General features: G+C 61.1%; 24 protein-coding genes. 7 read left to right on the top strand and 17 right to left on the bottom strand.

What is annotated here, in order from left to right; translation table 11 throughout:
* Positions 1-131 precede the first annotated feature (131 nt).
* From L6418_RS10515 to L6418_RS10500, 4 genes are all read right to left on the bottom strand, one after another.
* The gene (locus L6418_RS10515; protein WP_237246874.1) at positions 132-3005 is read right to left on the bottom strand and encodes a valine--tRNA ligase; all 2874 of its coding nucleotides are present in this window, start codon (positions 3003-3005) and stop codon (positions 132-134) included.
* Between the two features lie 111 nt (positions 3006-3116).
* Positions 3117-3419 carry a hypothetical protein gene (locus L6418_RS10510; RefSeq protein ID WP_237246873.1) on the bottom strand — a complete coding sequence of 101 codons (303 nt, stop codon included), beginning with the start codon at positions 3417-3419 and terminating at the stop codon, positions 3117-3119.
* Entirely contained in the window at positions 3416-3835 is a 420-nt protein-coding gene (locus L6418_RS10505) for a DNA polymerase III subunit chi (RefSeq protein ID WP_237246872.1), read from the bottom strand. Before L6418_RS10505 ends, L6418_RS10510 begins: the two co-directional genes overlap by 4 nt.
* The gene (locus L6418_RS10500; protein WP_237246871.1) at positions 3832-5319 is read right to left on the bottom strand and encodes a leucyl aminopeptidase; all 1488 of its coding nucleotides are present in this window, start codon (positions 5317-5319) and stop codon (positions 3832-3834) included. Before L6418_RS10500 ends, L6418_RS10505 begins: the two co-directional genes overlap by 4 nt.
* 34 nt (positions 5320-5353) lie before the next feature.
* On the opposite strand from L6418_RS10500, the gene lptF reads away from it, so the two are divergent.
* Both lptF and lptG read left to right on the top strand, forming a co-directional pair.
* Entirely contained in the window at positions 5354-6487 is a 1134-nt protein-coding gene (gene lptF, locus L6418_RS10495; protein WP_237246870.1) for an LPS export ABC transporter permease LptF, read from the top strand.
* Positions 6484-7560, top strand: a complete 1077-nt coding sequence (lptG, locus tag L6418_RS10490; RefSeq protein ID WP_237246869.1) for an LPS export ABC transporter permease LptG — start codon at positions 6484-6486, stop codon at positions 7558-7560. Before lptF ends, lptG begins: the two co-directional genes overlap by 4 nt.
* Positions 7561-7646: 86 nt before the next feature.
* Here lptG and L6418_RS10485 read toward each other — a convergent pair whose 3' ends face one another.
* The 3 genes from L6418_RS10485 to L6418_RS10475 are packed head-to-tail and all read right to left on the bottom strand — an operon-like array spanning position 7647 to position 8986.
* Positions 7647-8036, bottom strand: a complete 390-nt coding sequence (locus tag L6418_RS10485) for a DUF3106 domain-containing protein (protein ID WP_237246868.1) — start codon at positions 8034-8036, stop codon at positions 7647-7649.
* An 18-nt stretch (positions 8037-8054) separates the two neighbouring features.
* The gene (locus tag L6418_RS10480; protein ID WP_237246867.1) at positions 8055-8390 is read right to left on the bottom strand and encodes a DUF3619 family protein; all 336 of its coding nucleotides are present in this window, start codon (positions 8388-8390) and stop codon (positions 8055-8057) included.
* Positions 8387-8986: an RNA polymerase sigma factor gene (locus L6418_RS10475; protein WP_237246866.1), complete on the bottom strand. Its 600-nt coding sequence runs from the start codon at positions 8984-8986 to the stop codon at positions 8387-8389. The genes L6418_RS10480 and L6418_RS10475 overlap by 4 nt, the downstream gene beginning before the upstream one ends.
* Positions 8987-9108: 122 nt before the next feature.
* On the opposite strand from L6418_RS10475, the gene L6418_RS10470 reads away from it, so the two are divergent.
* The 5 genes from L6418_RS10470 to pssA all read left to right on the top strand — a co-directional run bounded on the left by L6418_RS10470 (position 9109) and on the right by pssA (position 13836).
* Positions 9109-10815, top strand: coding sequence for an acetolactate synthase 3 catalytic subunit (locus L6418_RS10470; protein WP_237246865.1), 1707 nt, complete (start codon positions 9109-9111; stop codon positions 10813-10815).
* On the top strand, positions 10815-11306 hold the full coding sequence (ilvN, locus tag L6418_RS10465; protein WP_237246864.1) for an acetolactate synthase small subunit: 492 nt from the start codon (positions 10815-10817) through the stop codon (positions 11304-11306). The genes L6418_RS10470 and ilvN overlap by 1 nt, the downstream gene beginning before the upstream one ends.
* 35 nt (positions 11307-11341) lie before the next feature.
* Positions 11342-12358 carry a ketol-acid reductoisomerase gene (gene ilvC, locus L6418_RS10460; RefSeq protein WP_237246863.1) on the top strand — a complete coding sequence of 339 codons (1017 nt, stop codon included), beginning with the start codon at positions 11342-11344 and terminating at the stop codon, positions 12356-12358.
* 77 nt (positions 12359-12435) lie between these two features.
* Positions 12436-13074, top strand: coding sequence for a phosphatidylserine decarboxylase (locus L6418_RS10455; RefSeq protein ID WP_237246862.1), 639 nt, complete (start codon positions 12436-12438; stop codon positions 13072-13074).
* Between the two features lie 6 nt (positions 13075-13080).
* Positions 13081-13836: a CDP-diacylglycerol--serine O-phosphatidyltransferase gene (gene pssA / locus L6418_RS10450; protein WP_237246861.1), complete on the top strand. Its 756-nt coding sequence runs from the start codon at positions 13081-13083 to the stop codon at positions 13834-13836.
* A gap of 164 nt (positions 13837-14000) precedes the next feature.
* On the opposite strand, the gene L6418_RS10445 is transcribed toward pssA, so the two are convergent.
* The 10 genes from L6418_RS10445 to rsxA all read right to left on the bottom strand — a co-directional run bounded on the left by L6418_RS10445 (position 14001) and on the right by rsxA (position 21524).
* Positions 14001-14531, bottom strand: a complete 531-nt coding sequence (locus tag L6418_RS10445) for a cob(I)yrinic acid a,c-diamide adenosyltransferase (RefSeq protein ID WP_237246860.1) — start codon at positions 14529-14531, stop codon at positions 14001-14003.
* Positions 14531-14953, bottom strand: a complete 423-nt coding sequence (locus L6418_RS10440; RefSeq protein ID WP_237246859.1) for a DUF1841 family protein — start codon at positions 14951-14953, stop codon at positions 14531-14533. Before L6418_RS10440 ends, L6418_RS10445 begins: the two co-directional genes overlap by 1 nt.
* Before the next feature lie 92 nt (positions 14954-15045).
* A complete protein-coding gene (locus L6418_RS10435) occupies positions 15046-15501 on the bottom strand; it encodes an STAS/SEC14 domain-containing protein (protein ID WP_237246858.1) in 456 nt (151 codons plus the stop codon).
* 174 nt (positions 15502-15675) lie between these two features.
* Positions 15676-16311, bottom strand: coding sequence for an endonuclease III (nth, locus tag L6418_RS10430; RefSeq protein ID WP_237246857.1), 636 nt, complete (start codon positions 16309-16311; stop codon positions 15676-15678).
* A complete protein-coding gene (locus L6418_RS10425; RefSeq protein WP_237246856.1) occupies positions 16312-17016 on the bottom strand; it encodes an electron transport complex subunit E in 705 nt (234 codons plus the stop codon).
* Positions 17013-17660, bottom strand: a complete 648-nt coding sequence (gene rsxG, locus L6418_RS10420; protein WP_237246855.1) for an electron transport complex subunit RsxG — start codon at positions 17658-17660, stop codon at positions 17013-17015. Before rsxG ends, L6418_RS10425 begins: the two co-directional genes overlap by 4 nt.
* Positions 17657-18685 (bottom strand): electron transport complex subunit RsxD, encoded by a 1029-nt coding sequence (gene rsxD, locus L6418_RS10415; RefSeq protein ID WP_237246854.1) that lies wholly within the window; start codon positions 18683-18685, stop codon positions 17657-17659. Before rsxD ends, rsxG begins: the two co-directional genes overlap by 4 nt.
* A 9-nt stretch (positions 18686-18694) precedes the next feature.
* Positions 18695-20401 carry an electron transport complex subunit RsxC gene (rsxC, locus tag L6418_RS10410; RefSeq protein ID WP_237246853.1) on the bottom strand — a complete coding sequence of 569 codons (1707 nt, stop codon included), beginning with the start codon at positions 20399-20401 and terminating at the stop codon, positions 18695-18697.
* Positions 20398-20952 carry an electron transport complex subunit RsxB gene (gene rsxB, locus L6418_RS10405; protein WP_237246852.1) on the bottom strand — a complete coding sequence of 185 codons (555 nt, stop codon included), beginning with the start codon at positions 20950-20952 and terminating at the stop codon, positions 20398-20400. The genes rsxC and rsxB overlap by 4 nt, the downstream gene beginning before the upstream one ends.
* Positions 20949-21524: an electron transport complex subunit RsxA gene (gene rsxA, locus L6418_RS10400; protein WP_237246851.1), complete on the bottom strand. Its 576-nt coding sequence runs from the start codon at positions 21522-21524 to the stop codon at positions 20949-20951. The genes rsxB and rsxA overlap by 4 nt, the downstream gene beginning before the upstream one ends.
* Position 21525: the final 1 nt, after the last annotated feature.

The raw sequence follows: 21525 nt of genomic DNA, 5'->3' as shown, positions 1-21525 counted from the left end.
ACACCGGATGCCCTGCAAGCCTTGCAAATAGGGGTTCTTCAGGCATTTATCGTGAAAGTCACCTGGAATCGGCGACCTTCGGGCTGCATGCCTGAAGGTCGCCGTTTCTATTGGCTTGCGGGCCGGGTGGTTTAGCCGAGCTTTTTCCGCTGTGCCTGCAACTGCACCAGCGTCGCACCGAATTCTTCCAGCCGTTTCTTTTCCTGCTCCACCACCGCCGCCGGCGCGCGTGCCACGAAGCTCTCGTTGCCGAGTTTGGCATTGGCCTTGGCGATCTCGTTGGTGAGGCGCGCGATCTCCTTGTCCAGGCGCTCGCGTTCGGCGGCGACGTCGATCTCCACCTTCAGCATCAGCTTGAATTGGCCGACGATGGAAACGGGGGCGTCGCCTTCCGGCAGTTCGCTCTCGATCTGCACTTCGCTCAACTTCGCGAGGCTGCTGATGTAGGGGGCGAGCGCCTTCAGCGTGGCGGCATCGCCCGCGGCGATCAGCGGCACGCGCGCGGCAGGCGACAGGTTCATCTCGCTGCGCAGGCTGCGGCAGGCGTTGACGAGTTCCTGCAGCAGCGCGATCTGTGCGGTAGCGGCAGCGTCGATCTTGCTGCTGTCGGCCTGCGGATAGGCTTGCAGCATGATGCTGTCGCCTTTGGCATTGGCCATCGGCGCGACCGACTGCCACAGCTCTTCGGTGATGAACGGGATGATGGGATGTGCCAGGCGCAGGATGGTCTCCAGTACGCGCACCAGCGTGCGGCGGGTACCGCGCTGCTGCGCTTCGCTGCCGTTCAGCTGCACCTTGGCCAGTTCCACATACCAGTCGCAGTAGGTGTTCCACACCAGTTCGTATACGGTACGCGCGGCCATGTCGAAGCGGTAGTCGGCGAAGTGCGTCGCCATCTCGGCTTCGGCTTTCTGCAGTTCGCCGATCATCCACTTGTCGGCAGCGGAGAATTCCAGCGGCAGGCTTTCGTCCTGGCCGACATCCTTGCCCTCGCAGTTCATCAGCACGAAGCGCGTGGCGTTCCACAGCTTGTTGCAGAAGTTGCGGTAGCCCTCGCAGCGCTGCATGTCGAACTTGATGTCGCGGCCGGGCGAGGCGAGCGAGGCGAAGGTGAAGCGCAGCGCGTCGGTGCCGAAGGCGGGGATGCCCTCCGGGAACTCCTTGCGCGTGCGCTTCTCGATCTTCTCGGCATCCTTGGGGTTCATCAGGCCGGTGGTGCGCTTCTTCACCAGCGAATCGAGGTCGATGCCGTCGATCAGGTCGATGGGGTCGAGCACGTTGCCTTTCGACTTGGACATCTTCTGGCCTTCCGCGTCGCGGATCAGGCCGTGCACGTACACGTCCTTGAACGGGATCTTGCCGGTGATGTGCTTGGTCATCATCACCATGCGCGCTACCCAGAAGAAGATGATGTCGAAGCCGGTGACCAGCACCGAGGACGGCAGGTATTGCTTCACCAGTTGCGATTGCTGTTCGTAGGGCTTGGACATATCCCAGTCCAGCGTGGAGAACGGCCACAGCGCGGAGGAGAACCAGGTGTCGAGCACGTCGTTGTCGCGACGTAAGGTGCCGCCAAGGAGATTTTTTGCTGCATTAATAATTCTTGGATCGTCTGGCTGCGAACTACCATACTGTTCCACAATTTGAGCAGAATGCTTCTTGCAGAGTTCTACCGCCTCTTCTTCGCTGTGTGCTACATAAACGTTGCCCTGTTCGTCATACCAAGCGGGGATCTGGTGACCCCACCACAGCTGGCGCGAGATGCACCAGTCCTGGATGTTGTTCAGCCACTGGTTGTAGGTGTTGACCCAGTTCTCGGGGTGGAACCTGATCTCGCCCGAACTCACGCATTCCAGCGCTTGCTCGGTGATGCTCTTGCCGCCGTCGCCGGGCTTGCTCATTGCGACGAACCACTGGTCGGTCAGCATCGGCTCGATCACCACGCCGGTGCGGTCGCCGCGCGGCACCTTCAGTTTGTGTTTGTCCGCCTTGATGAACAGGCCGGTGGCTTCGAGGTCGGCGCAGATCTGTTTGCGCGCGGTGAAGCGATCCATGCCCTGGTATTGCTTGGGCGCGTGTTCGTTGATCTTCGCATCCAATGTCAGGATGGAAATCATTTCCAGCTTATGACGCTGACCGACGGCATAGTCGTTGAAGTCATGCGCGGGCGTGACCTTCACCACGCCGGTGCCGAATTCCTTGTCCACGTATTCGTCGGCGATGACGGGGATGGCCCGATTGCACAGCGGCAGCGTGACCTGCTTGCCGATGAGGTGTTTATAGCGCTCGTCCTCGGGATGCACCATCACCGCGACGTCGCCGAGCAGGGTTTCGGGACGGGTGGTGGCGACAACCAGTTCGCCGCTGCCATCCGCCAGCGGATAGCGGATGTGGTACATGAAACCATCTTCTTCTTCCTGCACCACTTCGAGGTCGGAGACGGCGGTGTGCAGCTTGGGGTCCCAGTTGACCAGGCGCTTGCCGCGATAGATCAGGCCCTCGTTGTACAGGCGCACAAAGGTCTCAGTAACGGATTTGGACAGGCCTTCGTCCATGGTGAAGCGCTCGCGCGACCAGTCGGGCGAGGTGCCGAGGCGGCGCATCTGCTTGGTGATGGTGCCGCCGGAATATTCCTTCCACTCCCACACCTTCTCGATGAACTTCTCGCGGCCGAGGTCGTGGCGCGAGATCTTCTGTGCGTCGAGCTGGCGTTCGACCACAATTTGGGTGGCGATGCCGGCGTGGTCGGTGCCCGGTTGCCACAGCGTGTTGTCGCCCTTCATGCGGTGGTAGCGCGTCAGCGCATCCATCAGGGTTTGGTTGAAGCCGTGGCCCATGTGCAGCGTGCCGGTGACGTTGGGCGGCGGCAGCTGGATGCAGAAATTCTCTTGCTTGCCGGAATCGAGGCCGGCCTTGAAGTAGCCGGCATTTTCCCAGGCGGGATACCAGCGGGCTTCGATGTCTTTCGGGTCAAAACTTTTTGCGAGTTCTTTTTGCTGAGTCATATTCGTACTACGAGAATGTTGGCTGGGCGGCGGGAAAGCCTGTCCTGAGCGTGTCGAAGGAGGCGTGATTATACAGGCTCGCAGCGGCGAGCAGGAGGACGGCGCGATGCGTCAGCGCCGCTTTTGTACAGCGTCGCGGATCAGGTCGGGCAGTGCATTGCGCACTTGCTGCATGGATTTTTCCCAACGCGCTTCGGAACGCGAGCCGATGGCATCGCGCAGCGTGGCTTCAAGCCGGGGAAAGAGCAGTTCCGCCAGGTGCTGGCATTGTTCATCGGAGAGGGGAAGTTCCGCTGCGGCTGCGGCGAGGTGACCGTCGATCGCTTCGGTCAGCATCGGCACATCGAGCACGGTGCCGTCCGCGGTTTCGGTCAGGATGGGCAGCAGGTCCGGATTGATGTTGCGCGATTTCATGTCTTGCGCAGGTCGAAGTGGCGCAACTCGTAACCGCGGTCTTTGTAGAACACGTAGCGTTCGCGCCCCAGCTTGGCATCGGCATCGTCCTGGCTGACGATCTCGATGACGCGCTCGAAGCGGCTGAAGAACGGCAGGCAGGCGTTGTGCAGGCTGATCAGCAGTTCGGAATGGGGAAACGCTTCGTCGCGCCCGATCACCACCGGCAGGGTGGCGGCCTCCGCTTCGTGGCTATGGCAGTGCGGCATGAAGGCGGTGGGAGGGTAATGCCATAGCAGCTTGTCCAGCTTGTCGGCGGTGTCCTCGTCCGGCGCGTGCAGCAGCACGCGCAGGCCATTCTGCATCGCCTTGTGGCTCAGCTGGCAAGCGGTACGCAGCTTGTCTTCCGAGCCGGTGTAGAAGTCGACTTTGGTCACTTCGAGGCCGTGCGGTTGATCAGATACTGGGTGAGCAACGGCACCGGGCGGCCGGTGGCGCCTTTCTGCTTGCCGGACAGCCAGGCTGTACCGGCGATGTCCAGATGGGCCCAGCGGTATTCCTTGGTGAAACGAGCCAGGAAGCAGGCGGCGGTGATGGTGCCGCCGGCGCGTCCGCCGATGTTCGCGATGTCGGCGAAATTGCTGTCCAGCAGCGGCTGGTAGTCATCCCACAGCGGCAGCTGCCAGATGCGGTCGTGCGACTGTTCGCCGGCGGCGATCAGCTCATCCGCCAGCTTGTCCTCGTTCGCGAACATGCCGCTGGCGACGTGGCCCAGTGCGATCACGCAGGCGCCGGTGAGGGTGGCGATGTCGATCACGGTGTCCGGGTTGAACTTCTTCGAATAGGTCAGCGCATCGCACAGGATCAGGCGGCCTTCGGCATCGGTGTTCAATATCTCGATGGTCTGCCCGGACATGCTGGTGACGATGTCGCCCGGCTTGGTGGCCTTGCCGGATGGCATGTTTTCGCAAGTCGGGATTACGCCGACCACATTCAGCTTGAGCCCCATCTCGGCGACGGCCTGCATGGTGCCGAGCACGCTGGCGGCGCCGCACATGTCGTACTTCATCTCGTCCATCTCGGCGCCCGGTTTCAGCGAGATGCCGCCGGTGTCGAAGGTGATGCCCTTGCCGACCAGCACGATGGGCTTCTGCGTTTTCGCTGCACCGTAGTATTCCATGGTGATCAGCTTGGCCGGCTGTTCGCTGCCGCGCGTGACGGAGAGGAAAGAGCCCATGCCGAGCTTCTGCATGTCTTTTTCTTCCAGTACGGTGGTCTTGATGCCCTTGTGCGACTTGCCCAGTGCCAGCGCCTTGGCGGCAAGGTAGGTCGGGGTGCAGACGTTGCCGGGCAGGTTGCCCAGCGTCTTGGTGAGTTCCATGCCGCGGGCGGTGGCGGCCGCCTGGTCGAGCGCGGACTTCAGGGCTGCAGCCGGTTTTTCCAGTGAGGCGAAGATGATGTGCTTGAGCGTGGCAGCCTTGGCCGGCTTGCTCTTCATGCCGTCGGCGCGGAACGCCTGTTCAGCGGCGGCGAATACGGCTTGCCGGACGACCCAGGCGGCATCCTTGCCCGTGCCTTCGTCGACGATGTACAGCACGGCGTCCTTGGCCGGTGTCGCGTTCAGGGCCTTGAACGTTGCGCCCAGGATCTCGACGGTGCTTTTGCTGTTCAGCTCGCCGGCCTTGCCGAGGCCGACCAGCAGTACGCGTTCGGCTGCGACGCCGGGCAGTTTGTGCAGCAGCAGGGTGGAGGCGGACTGGCCGTTCATGTCGCCGCGCGCGATGAGGTCGCTGAGGGCATGTTTGGCTGCCTTGTCGAGGGCTTGCGCGGCCTTCGACAATTTGCCGCCGTCGAATACGCCGACCACGACGCAGTCGCTCTTCAGTTTTTCCGGACTGCCTTGTTTTATGCTAAATTCCACGCGCCTCTCCTCATTAATCTCAGAATTGTCTCCGATGACGGATTATCCGCAATCCCCGCCACAAAAGTCAAAGAAGCCACGCCTGCACGGCATCTTTTACTGGTCGCTGGTGCGCGAATTCGCCGGCACGGGGCTGCTGGTGTCCTCCATCCTGCTCGGCATCGTGGTGTTCACCCAATTGATCCGCCTGCTGGGCGAGTCGGTCAGCGGGGCGCTGGCGGTGGACGGGGTGCTGGCGATGCTGGGTTTTGCCTCGCTCAATTATCTGCCGGTGTTGTTGTCCATCAGCCTGTTCCTGTCGGTGTTGCTGACGCTGTCGCGCAGTTATCGCGACAGCGAGATGGTGGTGTGGTTCACTTCCGGCATCGGCTTGACGCGCTGGGTGCGCCCTGTGCTGGGCTATGCCATCCCGGTGTCGCTGGTGATCGCGCTGCTCAGCCTGGTGCTGTCGCCATGGGCCTTGTCCAAGGCGGACGAGTTCAAGCGCAGGCTGGACAGCCGCGACGACGTGTCGGCCGCCACGCCGGGTGCGTTCCGCGAGTCCAAGCAGGCGGACCGCGTGTTCTTCCTGGAAGATGTCGATACGCAGAAGAAGCGTGTCGGCAACATCTTCGTGCAGTCGACCCAGAACGGCAAGGAAGGCACGATGGTCGCCAAGGAGGGATACCAGGAGACGGCGCCGAACGGCGACCGCTTCCTGGTGATGCTGAACGGTACGCGCTATGAAGGCGTGCCCGGCCAGGCGGATTTCAAGATCGTGGAATTCGAGCGTTATGCCATGCGTATCGAGCCTGCCGAGTTGCGCCAGGAATTGCCACATCTCCAGGCGTATTCCACGCTCTATCTGCTGCAGAACCCGACTGCATGGAATATATCCGAGCTGGAGTGGCGCATCGGCTTGCCATTCAGCGCGCTGATCCTGTCCTTGCTGGCGATCCCCCTGAGTTTCGTGAACCCGCGTGCCGGACGTTCGCTCAACCTGATCACGGCGATGGTGATATACATGTTCTACAACAACATGATCAGCGTGACCAATTCCTGGGTCGCGCGCGGCAAGATCAGTCCCGCGGCAGGTTTGCTGGGCATCCATCTGTTGATGTTCGCGGTCATGCTGCTGCTGTTCTACCACCGCTCGTCGGCCTCCTCCTGGCGCAGGCTGAGACGATGAAGCTGCTTACCCGTTATCTGGGCAGGGAGATCTATGCCAGCATCGCGCTGGTGTTCGCGGCGCTCATCATGCTGTTCGCCCTGCTCGACCTGATCAACGAACTCAATTCGATGGGACGCGGCGACTACCGGCTGGGCTATGTGCTGCTGTTCGTGACGCTCACCATCCCCGGGCACGTCTACGAGCTGTTCCCGGTCGCGGTGCTGATCGGTACCATCTTCGCCATGGTGCAGATGGCGGCGAATTCCGAACTGACCGTATATCGCAGCTCCGGTGTATCGCTGAAGCAGATGGTGGGCGCGCTGGCGAGGATCGGCCTGCCGCTGGTGGTGCTGTGTTTCGTGTGCGGGGAGATCGTTGCGCCATCGAGCGAGCGCATGGCGCAGCAATTGCGCCTGAAGGCGCAGAACGCGAAAGTCTCGGTCAAAGAGTTCCGTTCCGGCGTGTGGGTGAAGGACGAGCGCAGTTTCATCAATGTGAAGAGCGTGTTGCCCGATACGTCGTTGCTGGACATCAGCATCTATGAATTCGACGATACCTATCATTTGCGCAGCATCACCGATGCCGAGCGGGCCTCCTATCTGGAGGACGACCGCTGGCAACTGGAAGGGGTTAAGCAGACGCGGTTCGACAGGCAAGGGGCCTACACCGATAACCGAGCGAGCGAGGAATGGCGCTCATCGCTGAACCCGGACATCCTGAGCGTGCTGCTGGTGGTGCCCGAGCAGATGTCGGCCTGGAACCTCTACCAGTACACCGTGCACTTGCGCGACAACCACCAGAAAACCACACGTTACGAGATTGCGATGTGGAACAAGCTGGTCTATCCGTTTGCGGTGCTGGTGATGATGTTGCTGGCCTTGCCGTTCTCAGCCTACCAGCGGCGGGAGGGCGGTATCAGCGGCAAGATATTCATCGGCATCGTGCTGGGGCTGAGTTTCCATTTCATCGGCAGGCTGTTTGCCAATATCGGGGCGCTGAACGAATGGTCGCCCCTGCTGAGTGCGACGGCGATGAGCTGGCTGTTCCTGGCGCTGGCGCTGGGCATGCTCTGGCGTACCGAGCGGCGCTGACTGGCGATGCCGCACGAGTTCTGGTTCGTCGCGGATCGCGTACTTTTGTCGGTGAAATGGGGCGGGACGGTGCCGATTGCTGCGGGCTAGGGAGCCGCTGCCGGGACGCCGCTGGCAGCCTGCTGCTCGCGCACCATCCGCTTCACGGCCTCGCGTTGTTCTGCTGGAACCTTGTTGAATGCCTTGTATTTTTCCCGGGCGCGCTTGCGCTGCTCGGGGGTGAGCTTGCTCCATTTTTCCATCTGCGCGTGCAGGCGTTGCTGTTTCTGCGGAGGAAGTTGCGGATAACGTCTGGCGATCGGCAGGAAAACGGCCTTTTGCTTGTCCGACAACGAATCCCAAGTGGCTGCTAAAGGCGCCAGCGCTTCCTTTTGCTGCGCATTCAGGCTCTCCCAGCTCTGGGCGCGGGCGGTGAGCGGCAGGCAGCAGGACGCGAACAACAACAGGGCAAGAAGGTACCGCAACACAGCTGGCATCAAATGGTCCGTAAGTGGTTAATCGACATACATGTCGACCGGCAGGTCGTCGGTCAGGATGGCGATATCGATGTCGCTGTGGTCGCGCTCGGACAGGCTGCTCCAGTAGGTCACGTTGATCACCAGCAGGCTGGCCACGACGGCCGCGATGATCCAGTTCAATGCGCGTGCGGAAAGTTGCAGGCGCCCGTGCAGCATGCCGTTCTGGCTAACCCAGGTCGATACCGATACGCGCTGGTTTTGCAGCGCGTGCTGGCGCGCCGCAACCAGCTGGTCAAGCGTGCGGCGGTCGAGCTGGCGGGCGGATTGATCCAGCAAGCGCCCGATCTCTCCGGTGGTCAATTTTGTGTTCATGATAGGTCTATCCCCCGTTCCTTGAGCATCGCCGACAGCGCATGGGTGGCTCGTGAGCAGTGCGTTTTGACGCTGCCCTCCGAGCAGCCCATCGCCGCTGCCGTTTCCGCTGTGTCCATTTCCTCCCAATAACGCAGCAGGAAAGCTTCGCGTTGACGGGCAGGAAGTTTGTTCAATGCTTCTTCGATCACTTCGATCAGCTGGGATTGCGCCAATGCCTCCTCCGGACGGGCCGGCTGGCTTTCATTGCCCTCGTCCTGCAGCGTGTCGAGCGGGTCGAAATCCTCCCCATCCTGCTGCGGCGTGAGCGAAGACATCAGTGTGGTCCAGAACGACCGTACTTTCTGGCGGCGGTAGTAGTCGCGTATCGTGTTCTGCAGGATGCGCTGGAACAGCATGGGGAATTCTTCGGCCGGCCGGTCTCCGTAACGCTCGGCTAGCTTCAGCATGGCATCCTGCACGATATCGAGGGCCACATGCTCGTCGCGCACGGCGAACTGCGCCTGTTTGTAGGCGCGTCGCTCGGCTTGAACGAGGAATTCGGACAGTTGCTGTGGCGTGGACAGTTCGGCGACTCCCGGATAATCGGCGCGCATACTAGCAAATTCCTGCATTGCTTAGGGATTTTGCCGTTCCCGAGGCGTTGCAGGGGTTGACCAAAACCCCGCCAGCCTTTATCTTGCCCGGTCTTTCGTTGTTTTCTCAAGGTAGTGGGTTCATGGAACTGACGGGCGCAGAAATAACTATCCGCTGTTTGCAGGAGGAAGGTGTCGAATATGTGTTCGGCTATCCCGGCGGCGCGGTGCTTTTCATCTACGATGAGTTGTTCAAGCAGGAGCGGGTCAAGCATGTGCTGGTGCGCCACGAACAGGCGGCCGTGCATGCCGCCGACGGTTATGCGCGCTCGACCGACAAGGTCGGGGTGGCCTTGGTGACTTCCGGTCCCGGGGTGACCAATGCGGTGACCGGTATCGCGACCGCTTACATGGACTCCATCCCCTTGGTGGTGATCAGCGGCCAGGTGCCGACCAGCTACATCGGCGAGGATGCCTTCCAGGAAGTGGATACGGTCGGCATTACGCGTCCCTGCGTCAAGCACAACTTCCTGGTCAAGGATGTCAAGGACATCGCCAGCACCCTGAAGAAGGCGTTCTACCTGGCCAAGAGTGGCCGGCCGGGCCCGGTGCTGGTGGACATTCCCAAGGATGTGTCGCAGCAGAAGACGGAATTTTCCTATCCCGCGACCGTGAGCATCCGCTCGTACACTCCGCAATCGCACGGCGATATCGGGCAGATCAAGCGCGCGGCCCAGCTGCTGCTGGAAGCGAAACGGCCGATGGTTTACGCCGGTGGCGGCGTGATCCTGTCCGACGCCGCCAGGCAACTGACCGACCTGGTGCGGCTGCTCGGTGCTCCCTGTACCAACACGCTGATGGGGCTGGGCGGTTATCCCGCCAGCGACAAGCAATCCCTCGGCATGCTCGGCATGCACGGCACATACGAAGCCAACCTCGGCATGCAGAACTGCGATGTGCTGCTGGCAGTGGGCGCACGCTTCGACGATCGCGTGATCGGCAACGTGTCGCATTTCAATTCGGTGCCGCGCAAGATCATCCATATCGACATCGATCCGGCGTCCATCTCCAAACGCGTCAAGGTCGATGTGCCCATCGTCGGCGATGTGGCGCATGTGCTTGCCGATCTGCTCTCGGTGCTGAACAGCAGCAAGCAGAAGCCGGATGGGGCGGCCCTGAAGGAATGGTGGAAACAGATCGACGAATGGCGCGGCGCGAATTCGCTGGCGTACAAGAACTCGAACGAGATCATCAAGCCGCAGTTCGTGATCGAAACGTTGCACCGGATCACGCACGGCGATGCTTTCGTCACTTCCGACGTCGGCCAGCACCAGATGTGGGCCGCGCAATACTACAAGTTCGATCAGCCGCGCCGCTGGGTCAATTCCGGCGGTCTGGGGACCATGGGTTTCGGTTTGCCCGCCGCGATGGGTGTGCAGTTGGCCCATCCGGGGGCGGCCGTGGCATGCGTGACGGGCGAGGGCAGTATCCAGATGAACATCCAGGAATTGTCCACCTGCAAGCAATACAAGCTGCCGATCAAGATCGTCGCGTTGAACAACCGATATCTGGGTATGGTGCGCCAGTGGCAGGAGTTCTTCCACGGCAACCGCTACTCGCATTCCTACATGGACGCGTTGCCCGATTTCGTGAAACTGGCTGAAGCCTACGGCCATGTCGGCATCCTGGTGGAGAAGCCCTCCGATGTGGAAGGTGCGCTGAAGGAGGCCTTCGCACGCAAGGACGACCTAGTCTTCCTGGATTTCCGTACCGACCCGACCGAAAACGTGTACCCCATGGTGCCCGGCGGCAAGGGCTTGTCCGAAGTGATCCTGGCGGAGGACCTGTAATGAGGCACATCATCTCTTTGCTGATGGAAAACGAATCGGGCGCGCTGTCGCGGGTTTCCGGCCTGTTTTCCGCGCGCGGCTACAACATCGAGTCGCTTACCGTGGCGCCGACCGAAGATCCGACCATGTCCCGCATGACCATCGTCACCAGCGGTTCCGACGAGGTGATCGAGCAAATCAACAAACAGCTGAACAAGCTGGTCGATGTCGTCACCGTGATGGACCTCACCGACGGCGACCATATCGAGCGCGAACTGATGCTGGTCAAGGTGCGTGCGGTCGGCGACGACCGCGAGGAACTGAAGCGCATGACCGACATCTTCCGCGGACGCGTCATCGATGTTTCCGACAAGACCTACACCATCGAGCTCACCGGGACGGGGCACAAGCTGGATCGTTTCCTGCAGGCGATCGATCACGACTTGATCCTGGAAACGGTGCGTACCGGCGCTTCCGGTATCGGGCGCGGCGAACGCATCCTGAAACTCTGACGATTTCTTACCACTGATTTTTTAACGAGGCCAACATGAAAGTTTATTACGACAAAGACGCAGACCTGTCCCTGATCAAGGGCAAACAAGTGACCATCATCGGCTACGGCTCGCAAGGCCATGCCCACGCACAGAACCTGAAGGATTCTGGCGTCAGCGTGACCGTCGCTCTGCGCAAGAACGGCGCCTCCTGGAAGAAGGCAGAAGGTGCAGGATTGAAAGTCGCCGAAGTGGCTGCCGCGGTGAAGAGCGCCGACGTGGTGATGATGCTGTTGCCCGATGAGAATATTCCTGAGGTATACAACAACGAAGTGCATGCCAACCTGAAACCCGGTGCGGCGCTGGCGTTCGCGCACGGCTTCAACGTGCACTACAACCAGGTCGTGCCGCGTGCCGACGTGGACGTGATCATGATCGCTCCGAAAGGCCCCGGCCATACCGTGCGTTCCGAATACCTGAAAGGTGGCGGCGTGCCCACGCTGATCGCCGTATATCAGGACAAGAGCGGCAAGGCCAAGGACATCGCGCTGTCGTATGCGGCAGCCAACGGCGGTACCAAGGGCGGCGTGATCGAGACCAATTTCCGCGAAGAAACCGAGACCGACCTGTTCGGCGAACAGGCCGTGCTGTGCGGCGGCGCGGTCGAACTGGTCAAGGCAGGTTTCGAGACCCTGACCGAAGCCGGCTACGCTCCCGAGATGGCTTACTTCGAGTGCCTGCACGAACTGAAGCTGATCGTCGACCTGATGTACGAAGGCGGCATCGCCAACATGAACTACTCCATCTCCAACAACGCCGAATACGGCGAGTACGTCACCGGCCAGCGCGTGATCGCCGACCAGGCGCGTGCGGCGATGAAGGAATGCCTGAAGAACATCCAGAACGGTTCCTACGCCAAGCAGTTCATCCTGGAAGGCCGCACCAACTATCCGGAAATGACCGCACGCCGCCGTTTGAATGCCGAACATCCGATCGAGGTGGTGGGTGGGAAGCTGCGTTCGATGATGCCCTGGATCGGCAAGAACAAGCTGGTCGACCAATCTAAAAACTGAGAATCGGGAAGGGGGAAGGGTAAAGGGGGAAGAGAAAAACCTCCACCCTTCCCCCTTCTCCCTTTACCCTTCCGCACATGAAAAACTACCCCCATCCCATCATCGCCCGCGAGGGCTGGCCGTTCCTGGCCATTTCCCTGGTGCTGGCCGTCGCGGCCACTGCCTGGTGCGCAGCCTGGTCGATCCCGATGTGGATCATCTTCGTGTTCGTGCTGCAATTCTTCCGCGACCCGCCGCGCGAGATACCGCAACAGGCTGGCGCGGTGTTGTCGCCGGCCGACGGCCGCGTCATCAAGGTCGAGCGTACGCAGGATCCTTATGCGCAGCGCGATGCGATCCTGGTCAGCGTGTTCATGAATGTGTTCAACGTGCACTCCAACCGCAGCCCGGTCGACGGCAAGGTGGAAAAGATCGAGTATTTTCCGGGCAAGTTCGTGAATGCCGATCTGGACAAGGCGTCCGCCGAGAACGAGCGCAATGCGGTGGTGCTGAAGACCGCCGACGGACAGACGGTGACCTTCGTCCAGGTGGCGGGGCTGATTGCGCGGCGCATCCTGTGCTACATCAAGGCAGGCGATACCCTGACGCGCGGCCAGCGCTACGGTTTCATCCGCTTTGGTTCGCGCGTCGATGTCTACCTGCCGCTGACGGCTACCGTCAAGGTTGCTATCGGTGATAAAGTGTCCGCTACCACCACTATCCTGGCCAAGCTCTGAGAACCTATGGACGAACTCAATCAGCGCAAACACATGGACCTGCGTCGGCGCAGCATCTACCTGCTGCCGAACCTGTTCACCACAGCAGCGCTGTTTGCGGGGTTCTATGCCATTGTGCAGGCGATGAACGGCAAGTTCGAGTTCGCCGCCGTGGCTATCTTCATCGCCATGGTGCTGGATGGCCTTGATGGCCGGGTCGCACGCCTGACGCATACGCAGAGCGAATTCGGTGCCGAATACGACAGCCTGTCGGACATGGTCTCGTTCGGGGTCGCACCCTCCATCCTGATGTACGAATGGGCGTTTCGCGATCTGGGCAAGTGGGGATGGTTCGCTGCCTTCATTTACTGTACCGGAGCGGCGTTGCGGCTGGCGCGGTTCAACACCAACATCGACGTGGTCGACAAACGTTATTTCCAGGGCTTGCCCAGCCCGGCGGCGGCGGCGCTGGTGGCCGGGTTCGTGTGGGTGATGCTGGATAACAGCTTCACCGGTTTCGAGTTGCGCTGGTATGCGGCCGGGCTGACCGTGTTTGCCGGGCTGAGCATGGTGAGCAACCTGAAATATTACAGCTTCAAGTCGCTCAACATGCGCAAGAGCGTGCCGTTCATCGTCATCTTCCTGTTCGCGCTATTCTTCATCTTCGTGGCGCAAAATCCCCCGCTCAACCTGTTCCTGTTGTTCTTCGGCTATTGCCTGTCCGGTTACGTGATGTGGCTGCTCGGCTTGCGCAAGCCGACAACCCCGCCGGTCCAGCCGTAGCCATTCGACCAGGCTGTCAAAATACGCCAGCCAAGTACGCCCGCAAGGGGCACGCCGTGGTTGTACCAAAGGCGGGCAATCCACTACGCAGCAAGCTGCGTGTGGAATTGACACTAAGGGGCCCATAACAAAGTCAGGCAATCCGTAACCAGCCAAGTCGCTGGTTAGCGCTGCCACAGCGTCTCCGGTTTTCCTGCCGCCAGGTTCAGCACGCGGCAGAGCACAAACAGCAGGTCGGAAAGCCGATTCAGATATTGCAGCCCCTCTTGCGGGGCTGTTTCGTTTTGCATCACCTGCAGGTAGTCGCGCTCAGTACGGCGCGCCACGGTGCGGGCGACATGGCATACGGCGGCGGCCCGGCAGCCGCCGGGCAGGATGAATTCCTTCAGCGGGGGCAGACCGGCGTTGTATTCCTCGATGGCGGTGTCCAGTCTGGCCAGTTTGCCCTGCTCGAACGGCGCACCCGGCGTGGCCAGCACGGCGCCAAGGTCGAACAGGTCGTTCTGGATGAGCAACAGTGTGCTGCGCACCTCTTCCGCCAGCGGTTCGGCGAGCAGCACGCCAAGATGGCTGTTGAGTTCATCCACGCTGCCGATGGCGGCGATGCGAACACTGTTCTTGGGCAGGCGCGCCCCGTTGGCCAGGCCGGTGCTGCCGTCGTCGCCCGTTCTTGTGACAATCTTGCTCAATCGCATCACTGTTTCTCCAGACAGGACAGGTATACAGTTGCATCCGGCGTGGTCTTGTTGCGCTGTGCTTGCCAGATCATCTCTCCTAGGCAATCCATGATCGCATGCTGTGCCTCATGCTCGGATGCGTATTTCCGGGTCAGGCGCGCGAACTGCTCGCGGATGCCCTGCGGCTGCCCGATGGAAATCTGCTCTTCTATGGTGAGGTGCATCATCAGGTGCAGGAATGGGTTGACCACATTGCCGTCCGGTGCATAGTCCTTGCCTTGATTGCGCTCGGGATCGTCGAACAGGGCGTGGTATTCCGGGTGCTTGTCGATGAGCTGGGCAGTGAGGTCCTCGAGCGGAGTCAGCAGCTCGCCAGCACGCCGCTTGCGCCAGGATTCGAACAGGAAATTTCTTGCTTCATCGCGGGTCGGGTTGAACATCGTGTGTACTCGTTGGAATTTGATCTGACTTTCTGACGGGAGCTGTGGATTCTCAAAGTGGCTTGCCGGTAAGCGTCATTTGAATCATAAGTCTAGAAATGCCCCGGGTTGGCAGTCGCTGTCAGCCATTGCAGTGCCTCTTCCTCATCAACAAATACGCGGTGTTGAAAATCCCTGACATAGGAGCAGTCTTCATAGAATTTGAACAACCTTCTGGTTTCTGCAGAAGGCTTGAAAACGAGAGCGACGCGTAATAGATGATTGACCCCGAGATTCTGATTGTTCTCTGGCAGGTCGTAGATATTCGTGAAGTTCATATCCAGATCGATATCCCGGTCGTCGACCAGGATACGGTTTGTTCCGTACTGGGAACTTGCAGCCAAGGCGGCAGCAACCAGCTGGTTGTTGCCTTCCAGGGTTAAAGTCCCTTTGGGGGTGACTTTGATTGCGTGGTGGCGGGCCAGATATTCGACAGACAATGTGAAATCAGTGGCCGGTCCCGGCGATGTTTGATGGTCGGGAGACGGCGCAGATCCACGAATGCCCATCCAGTGACTGTGGCGAGATGCCAGCCTTCGCAGCCGACCAAGAAATCTTGTACCCCAGCTATCCATTATCGATGAAGACCCCATATTCAATTCATCCACGCCGATCCGGAAGCGGCAAGTCGCAGTATGAAACATGGAAGGCGCAGTCCGCAAACCCACCTCCAGATGAGCAGGTTACTCAAAAACCTTTTCCTTGTATTCGCAGAGGCTTTCGATGATGCATTGGCCGCATTTCGGCTTGCGTGCCTGGCAAACGTAGCGCCCGTGCAGGATCAGCCAATGGTGGGCATCGTGCTTGAACTCATCCGGCACGAACTTCAGCAGCTTCTTCTCGACTTCCGTCACGTCCTTGCCGGGCGCGAGACCGATGCGGTTGCTGACCCGGAAGATGTGGGTATCGACCGCGATGGTCGGTTGCCCGAAGGCGGTGTTGAGGATCACGTTGGCGGTCTTGCGTCCCACGCCGGGCAGGGCCTCCAGTGCTTCGCGCGTCTGCGGCACCTCGCCGCCGTGCTGTTCCAGCAGGATGCGGCACAGCTGGATCACATGCCTGGCCTTGGTCTTGTACAGGCCGATGCGCTGGATGTAGCCGCGGAGCTTCTCTTCGCCGAGCTGCAGCAGCGCCTGCGGCGTGTTGGCCACCGGATAAAGCTGGCGGGTGGCGGCATTCACGCTCACATCGGTGGCTTGTGCGGACAACACCACCGCGACCAGCAGTTCGAACGGCGTGCGGTATTCCAGTTCGGTGGTCGGGTGGGGATTGGCCGCCTGCAGGCGCAGGAATATCTCGCGTCGTTTGGCGGCGTTCATTTAATGCATTGCGGGAGTGCAGCCGGCTTCGATGGGAGTGACCGTCGCGCCGCTCTTTCGCTGGCGTTCGGCACGCAGGTTGAGCCAGTTCTTGCCCGCGATGAGGCAGCCCAGGCCGATGAAGGCGCCGGGAGGCAGGATGGCGAGCAGGAAGCCTTTGTAGTTGGGCAGCACGTGCAATACCCAGTCCTTGGCCATATCGCCCAATGCGAGGTCGATACCGGACAGCAGGGTGCCCTTGCCCAGCAACTCGCGGATTCCTCCAAGCACCGCCAGCACGGCGGTCAGTCCCAGCCCCATGGCGAAACCGTCGAGGGCGGAAGGCAGCAGCGCGTTCTTGGAGGCGAAGGCTTCCACGCGCGCCAGCACGATGCAGTTGGTGACGATCAGCGGGATGAAGATGCCCAGCACCACATACAAGCCGTACATGTAGGCGTTCATCAGATACTGCACCACGGTGACCAGCACCGCGATGATGAGGATGAACACGGGGATGCGGATCTCGTTCGGCACGTAATTGCGGATGGGGGCGATGGCTGCGCCGCTCAGGGCCATCACCACTGCCGTTGCCAGTCCCAGGCTGACGCCGTTGACCACCGTGCTGCTGACCGCCAGCAACGGGCACAGGCCGAGCAGTTGCACCACGCCGGTATTCTGCTTCCACACGCCGTTATGCAGGATATCCTTGAATTCATGAAGGGTCATTTGTTCGTCTCCTTCTTCGGTTCGTTCGCCGAGAACAGTTTATCGCGGTTTTCGCCGAAATAGATCAATGCCTTGTTGACCGCCTTGACCACCGCGCGGGGGGTGATGGTTGCACCCGCCATATAGTCGAACTGGCCGCCGTCCTTTTTGACTTTCCAGTCAGCGTCTTTATACACCTCGCGCGACTTTCCGTCGAAACCCTTGATCCAGGGGCTCTTCGGCAGCTCGATGTAGTCGCCCAGCCCGGGCGTTTCCTTGTGTGCCACCACGCGCACGCCGGCGAGTTCGCCATTGGCTCGCACCGCCAGGATCAAGGCGATCTTGCCGCTGTAACCGTCCGGTGCGACAGCCTCCAGCACCACGGCGGAAGGCTCACCCTTGAGCCTGGCTCGATAGGCGACGGTCGGGCCGCCGGTACCCAGCAATTCGCTGGCGGGCACATCCAGTTTGTCCTGGATGATGTCGTTGTCGAACAGCGCCGACGGTACGATCTGCATGATCAGCTTCAGCTTCTCGCCTTCTTCGCTCTTCACGATCCTGTCGTGCGTCAGGAAGAACACCGAAGCCAGGATCGCAGTGCCGATGATGGCGAAGAACACCAGGTTGGCGGCGGTCTGCAGGGTGGAACGGGCGATGCGCTTCATTTACCGCCCCCTTTCTTGCCGAACACTTTGGGCTGCGTCCAGGCATCGATCAGCGGCACGCAGATGTTCATCAGCAGTGTGGCAAAGGCCATGCCGTCGGGATAGCCGCCGAAAGCGCGGATGAGGTAGGTGAGCAGTCCGGCGCCGGCGGCAAAGATCAGCTTGCCCCTGGGGGTGGTCGGCGAAGTGACCGGATCGGTCAGAATGAAGAAGGCACCCAGCATCGCCGCGCCGGAGAACCAGTGGAACAATGGTGTGACGTAATGCACCGGATCGACCAGGTGGAAGACACCTGCCGTGGCGAACAGGGCGGCGAGGAACGCCACCGGCAGGTGCCAGGAGATGATGCGGATGAACAGCAGGTAAAGGCCGCCAATCGCGAAACCGACCGCCACCATCTCGCTGCCCTTGCCTGCGAGGCGGCCGTAGATCGGCATGTCGCGGATGTTGTCTACCGACAGTCCGAGATGCAGCTGCGTCTTCAGCGTATCCAGCGGGGTTGCCATGGTCACTGCATCCAGCGTCAGTCCCGCGGGCAGTGCGCCGTTGAAGATGTAGCCCAGTTGTTCGCCGAAGGTCAGTTCGGCGCCCCCCAGCGCATGTGGCGTGAGCCAGTGCGTCATATGTACCGGGAAAGAGATGATGAGCACGGCATAGCCGATCATCGCCGGATTGAACGGGTTGTTGCCCAGGCCGCCGTACAGGTGTTTGGAGATGGCGATGGCGAAAGCGGTGCCGACCACCACCATCCACCATGGGGCGAGCGGCGGGATGGAGAGTGCCAGCAACCAGGCGGTGAGCAAGGCGCTGTTGTCGCTCAGGAACGGTTTGATGGGCCGGTTGCGCAGTTTGAGCATGACCGCCTCGGTCGCCAGCGCCGTGGCCGAGGCCAGCGCGATCGAGACCAGGATCGCCGGGCCGAAATACCAGACGTACAGCGCGATGCCGGGAATCAGTGCGAGCAGCACGCGCAGCATGATCTGGCTGACGCTGCTGGGCTGGGTGATAAAGGGTGAACTCCACATGGTCGTTGGCTATCCTTGATTGGATTTCGGCGGTTCGTCGTCCGCACCGGCATGTGCCGCCATCTCGCGGATCTTGGCGCGGCGTGCTTCGATCGCGGCGATCTCGGCCTGTTGCTCGGCGGTGAGGGCGTCGGTGTTCTTCGGGTGCGCGGCGGCGGCCTGTTCCTTGGCGCGCGCTACCGCGGCGTCGATGCGCATCTGCAGGGTATCGTCCGGATCGGCCGTGGCCGCAGCGACGGCGATAGCGGGTTCCGGTACGGGCGCAGGCGCAGCGGCTTTGGCGGCGAGCGCGGCCTTTTCCTTCTGTGCCAGGCGTTCCGCTTTTTCCTGCTTTTCGCGTTCAATGCGCATCAGCCTGAATTCGTGACGCTCGCGCGCCAGTTCGGCGGCCTGGCTCTCGCGTTCGCGCTGCCAGATCTCGCTCTTGGCGAAACGGTAATACTGGACCAGCGGGATATGGCTGGGGCAGACATAAGCGCAGGCACCGCATTCGATGCAGTCGAACAGGTGGTATTCCTGCGCCTTGCCGAAGTCCTTGGCCTTGGCGAACCAGTACAGGTCCTGCGGCTGCAGCTCGGCCGGGCAGACATCGGCACAGCGCGTGCAGCGGATGCAGGGCAGCGCGGGCGGCAGCGGCGGGAACAGCCTGGGCGATGCCTCGATGATGCAGTTGGTCGCCTTGGTCACGCCGACAGAACCAGAGGGCAGGTCCACCCCCATCATCGGGCCGCCCATGATGTGACGATCGGTATCCGGCTTGCTGCCGGCCTGTGCGACCAGTTCGTCCACCGGCGTGCCGAGCAGCACCTCGAAATTCTGCGCATGCTCGACGTTGCCGGTCACGGTGACGATGCGGGACAGCAACGGCTCGCCGAAGGCGATGGCGCGCCACACGCAATAGGCGGTGGCGACGTTGAAACACTGCACCCCCATCTCGGTGGAGCGCACGCCCGCGGCGACCTCGATGCCGGTCAGCACGCGGATGAGCTGCTTGGCGCCGCCGCCCGGATACAGCGTGGGGACGGGGATCACTTCCATATGCGCATGCCGGTCGTCCAGCACGGCCTGTTGCATCGCGGCGATGGCTTCGGGCTTGTTGTCCTCGATGCCGATCAGCACTTCTTCGGCATAAAGCAGTTCGCGCAACACTTCGGCGCCGCGCAGGATGTCGCCGGCGCGCTCGCGCATCAGCATGTCGTCGCAGGTGATGTAAGGCTCGCACTCGGCACCGTTGAGCACCAGCGTCTTGATCTTGTGCTTGTGGGAATACGACTTCATGTCGCTGGGGAACACCGCGCCGCCGAGGCCGACCACGCCAGCCTGGCGCAACAGGTGGCGCAGGTCGGTATGCGCAGTCTGCCGGTAATCCACGCCGCTGTGCGCGATCCATTCGTCCTTGCCGTCCGGAACGAGGGTGATGCACAGGTCCGGCAGGCCGGACTGGTGTGCCACCAGTTGCATGTCGATGGCGCTCACCGTGCCGGAGGTCGAGGCGTGTACTGCACTGGACAGGCGTCCTTCCGGTCTGCCGATGAGCTGTCCCTTGAGCACGTGTTCACCGACCTGCACCACCGGCACGGCACGATTGCCCACGTGCTGATGCAGCGGGATGACCAGCTTCGATGGGAGCGCGGCCTGTGCAATGGGGCTGCCGGTCGATTCGGCCTTGTGCGTGGGCGGGTGTACGCCGCCGTGGAATTTGAACAGCGATCTCATCGTGCGGCGACCTGTACGAGGGGAATGGTCGGGTATTGCCACTTCCAGTTGGTGATGTCTTCCCCGAGGGGCTGCATGCTGATGCAATCCACCGGGCAGGGGGCGATGCACAGCTCGCAGCCGGTGCATTCGGATGCGATGATGGTATGCATCTGTTTCGCGGCGCCGACGATGGCATCCACCGGGCAGGCCTGCAGGCACAGGGTGCAGCCGATGCAGGTCTGTTCGTCGATGAATGCGACGGCTTTGGGTTTGGGCGCGGTACCTTCGCCGAACGGTACATATTCCACGCCGAGCAGGTCGGCCAGCTTGTGTATCCCTTCGTCGCCGCCGGGCGGGCATTTGTTGATGCCGGCCTCGCCCTTGGCGATCGCCTCGGCATAAGGCTTGCAGCCGGGATAGCCGCACTGGCCGCATTGCGTCTGCGGCAGCACGGCGTCGATCTTCTCCACCAGCGGATTGCCTTCGACCTTGAACTTGATGGCGGAAAATCCCAGCACTGCGCCAAGCAGCAGGGAAATGCCGACCATCACCCAGAGTGCAGAGATCATTTCACCAGGCCCGAGAACCCCATGAATGACAAGCTCATCAATCCGGCGGTGACCATGGCAATGGCCGACCCCTTGAAGATGCCGGGCACATCGGCGCCTTCCAGCCGTTCGCGGATACCGGCGAACAGGATCATCACCAGCGTGAAGCCCAGCGCGCCGCCAAAGCCGAACAACAGCGACTGCATGAAATCGTGTTTTGCCTGCACATTGAGCAGGGGAATGCCGAGCACCGCGCAGTTGGTGGTGATCAGCGGCAGGTAGATGCCGAGGATCTGGTACAGCTCGGGGCTGGTCTTCTTGATCGCCATTTCGGTGAATTGCACGATGCCGGCGATGACCACGATGAACGAAAGCGTGGTGAGGTAAGCGAGATCGGGGCCGAGCAGGTAATGTTCGATCAGGTAGCTGGCGCCGGAACCCAGCGTGAGTACGAAGGTCGTGGCTGCGCCCATGCCGATGGCGGCTTCCAGTTTCTTGGATACGCCCATGAACGGGCACAATCCGAGAATCTTCACCATCACGATGTTGTTCACCAACACCGTGCTGACGAGGATGAGTAGATATTCGGTCATA

Origin of the sequence: Sideroxyarcus emersonii (assembly GCF_021654335.1) — a bacterium.
Classification (GTDB): Bacteria; Pseudomonadota; Gammaproteobacteria; order Burkholderiales; family Gallionellaceae; genus Sideroxyarcus; species Sideroxyarcus emersonii.
Note: the sequence above shows the minus strand (reverse complement) of the source record. Positions and strands in the feature narration are given on the sequence as shown.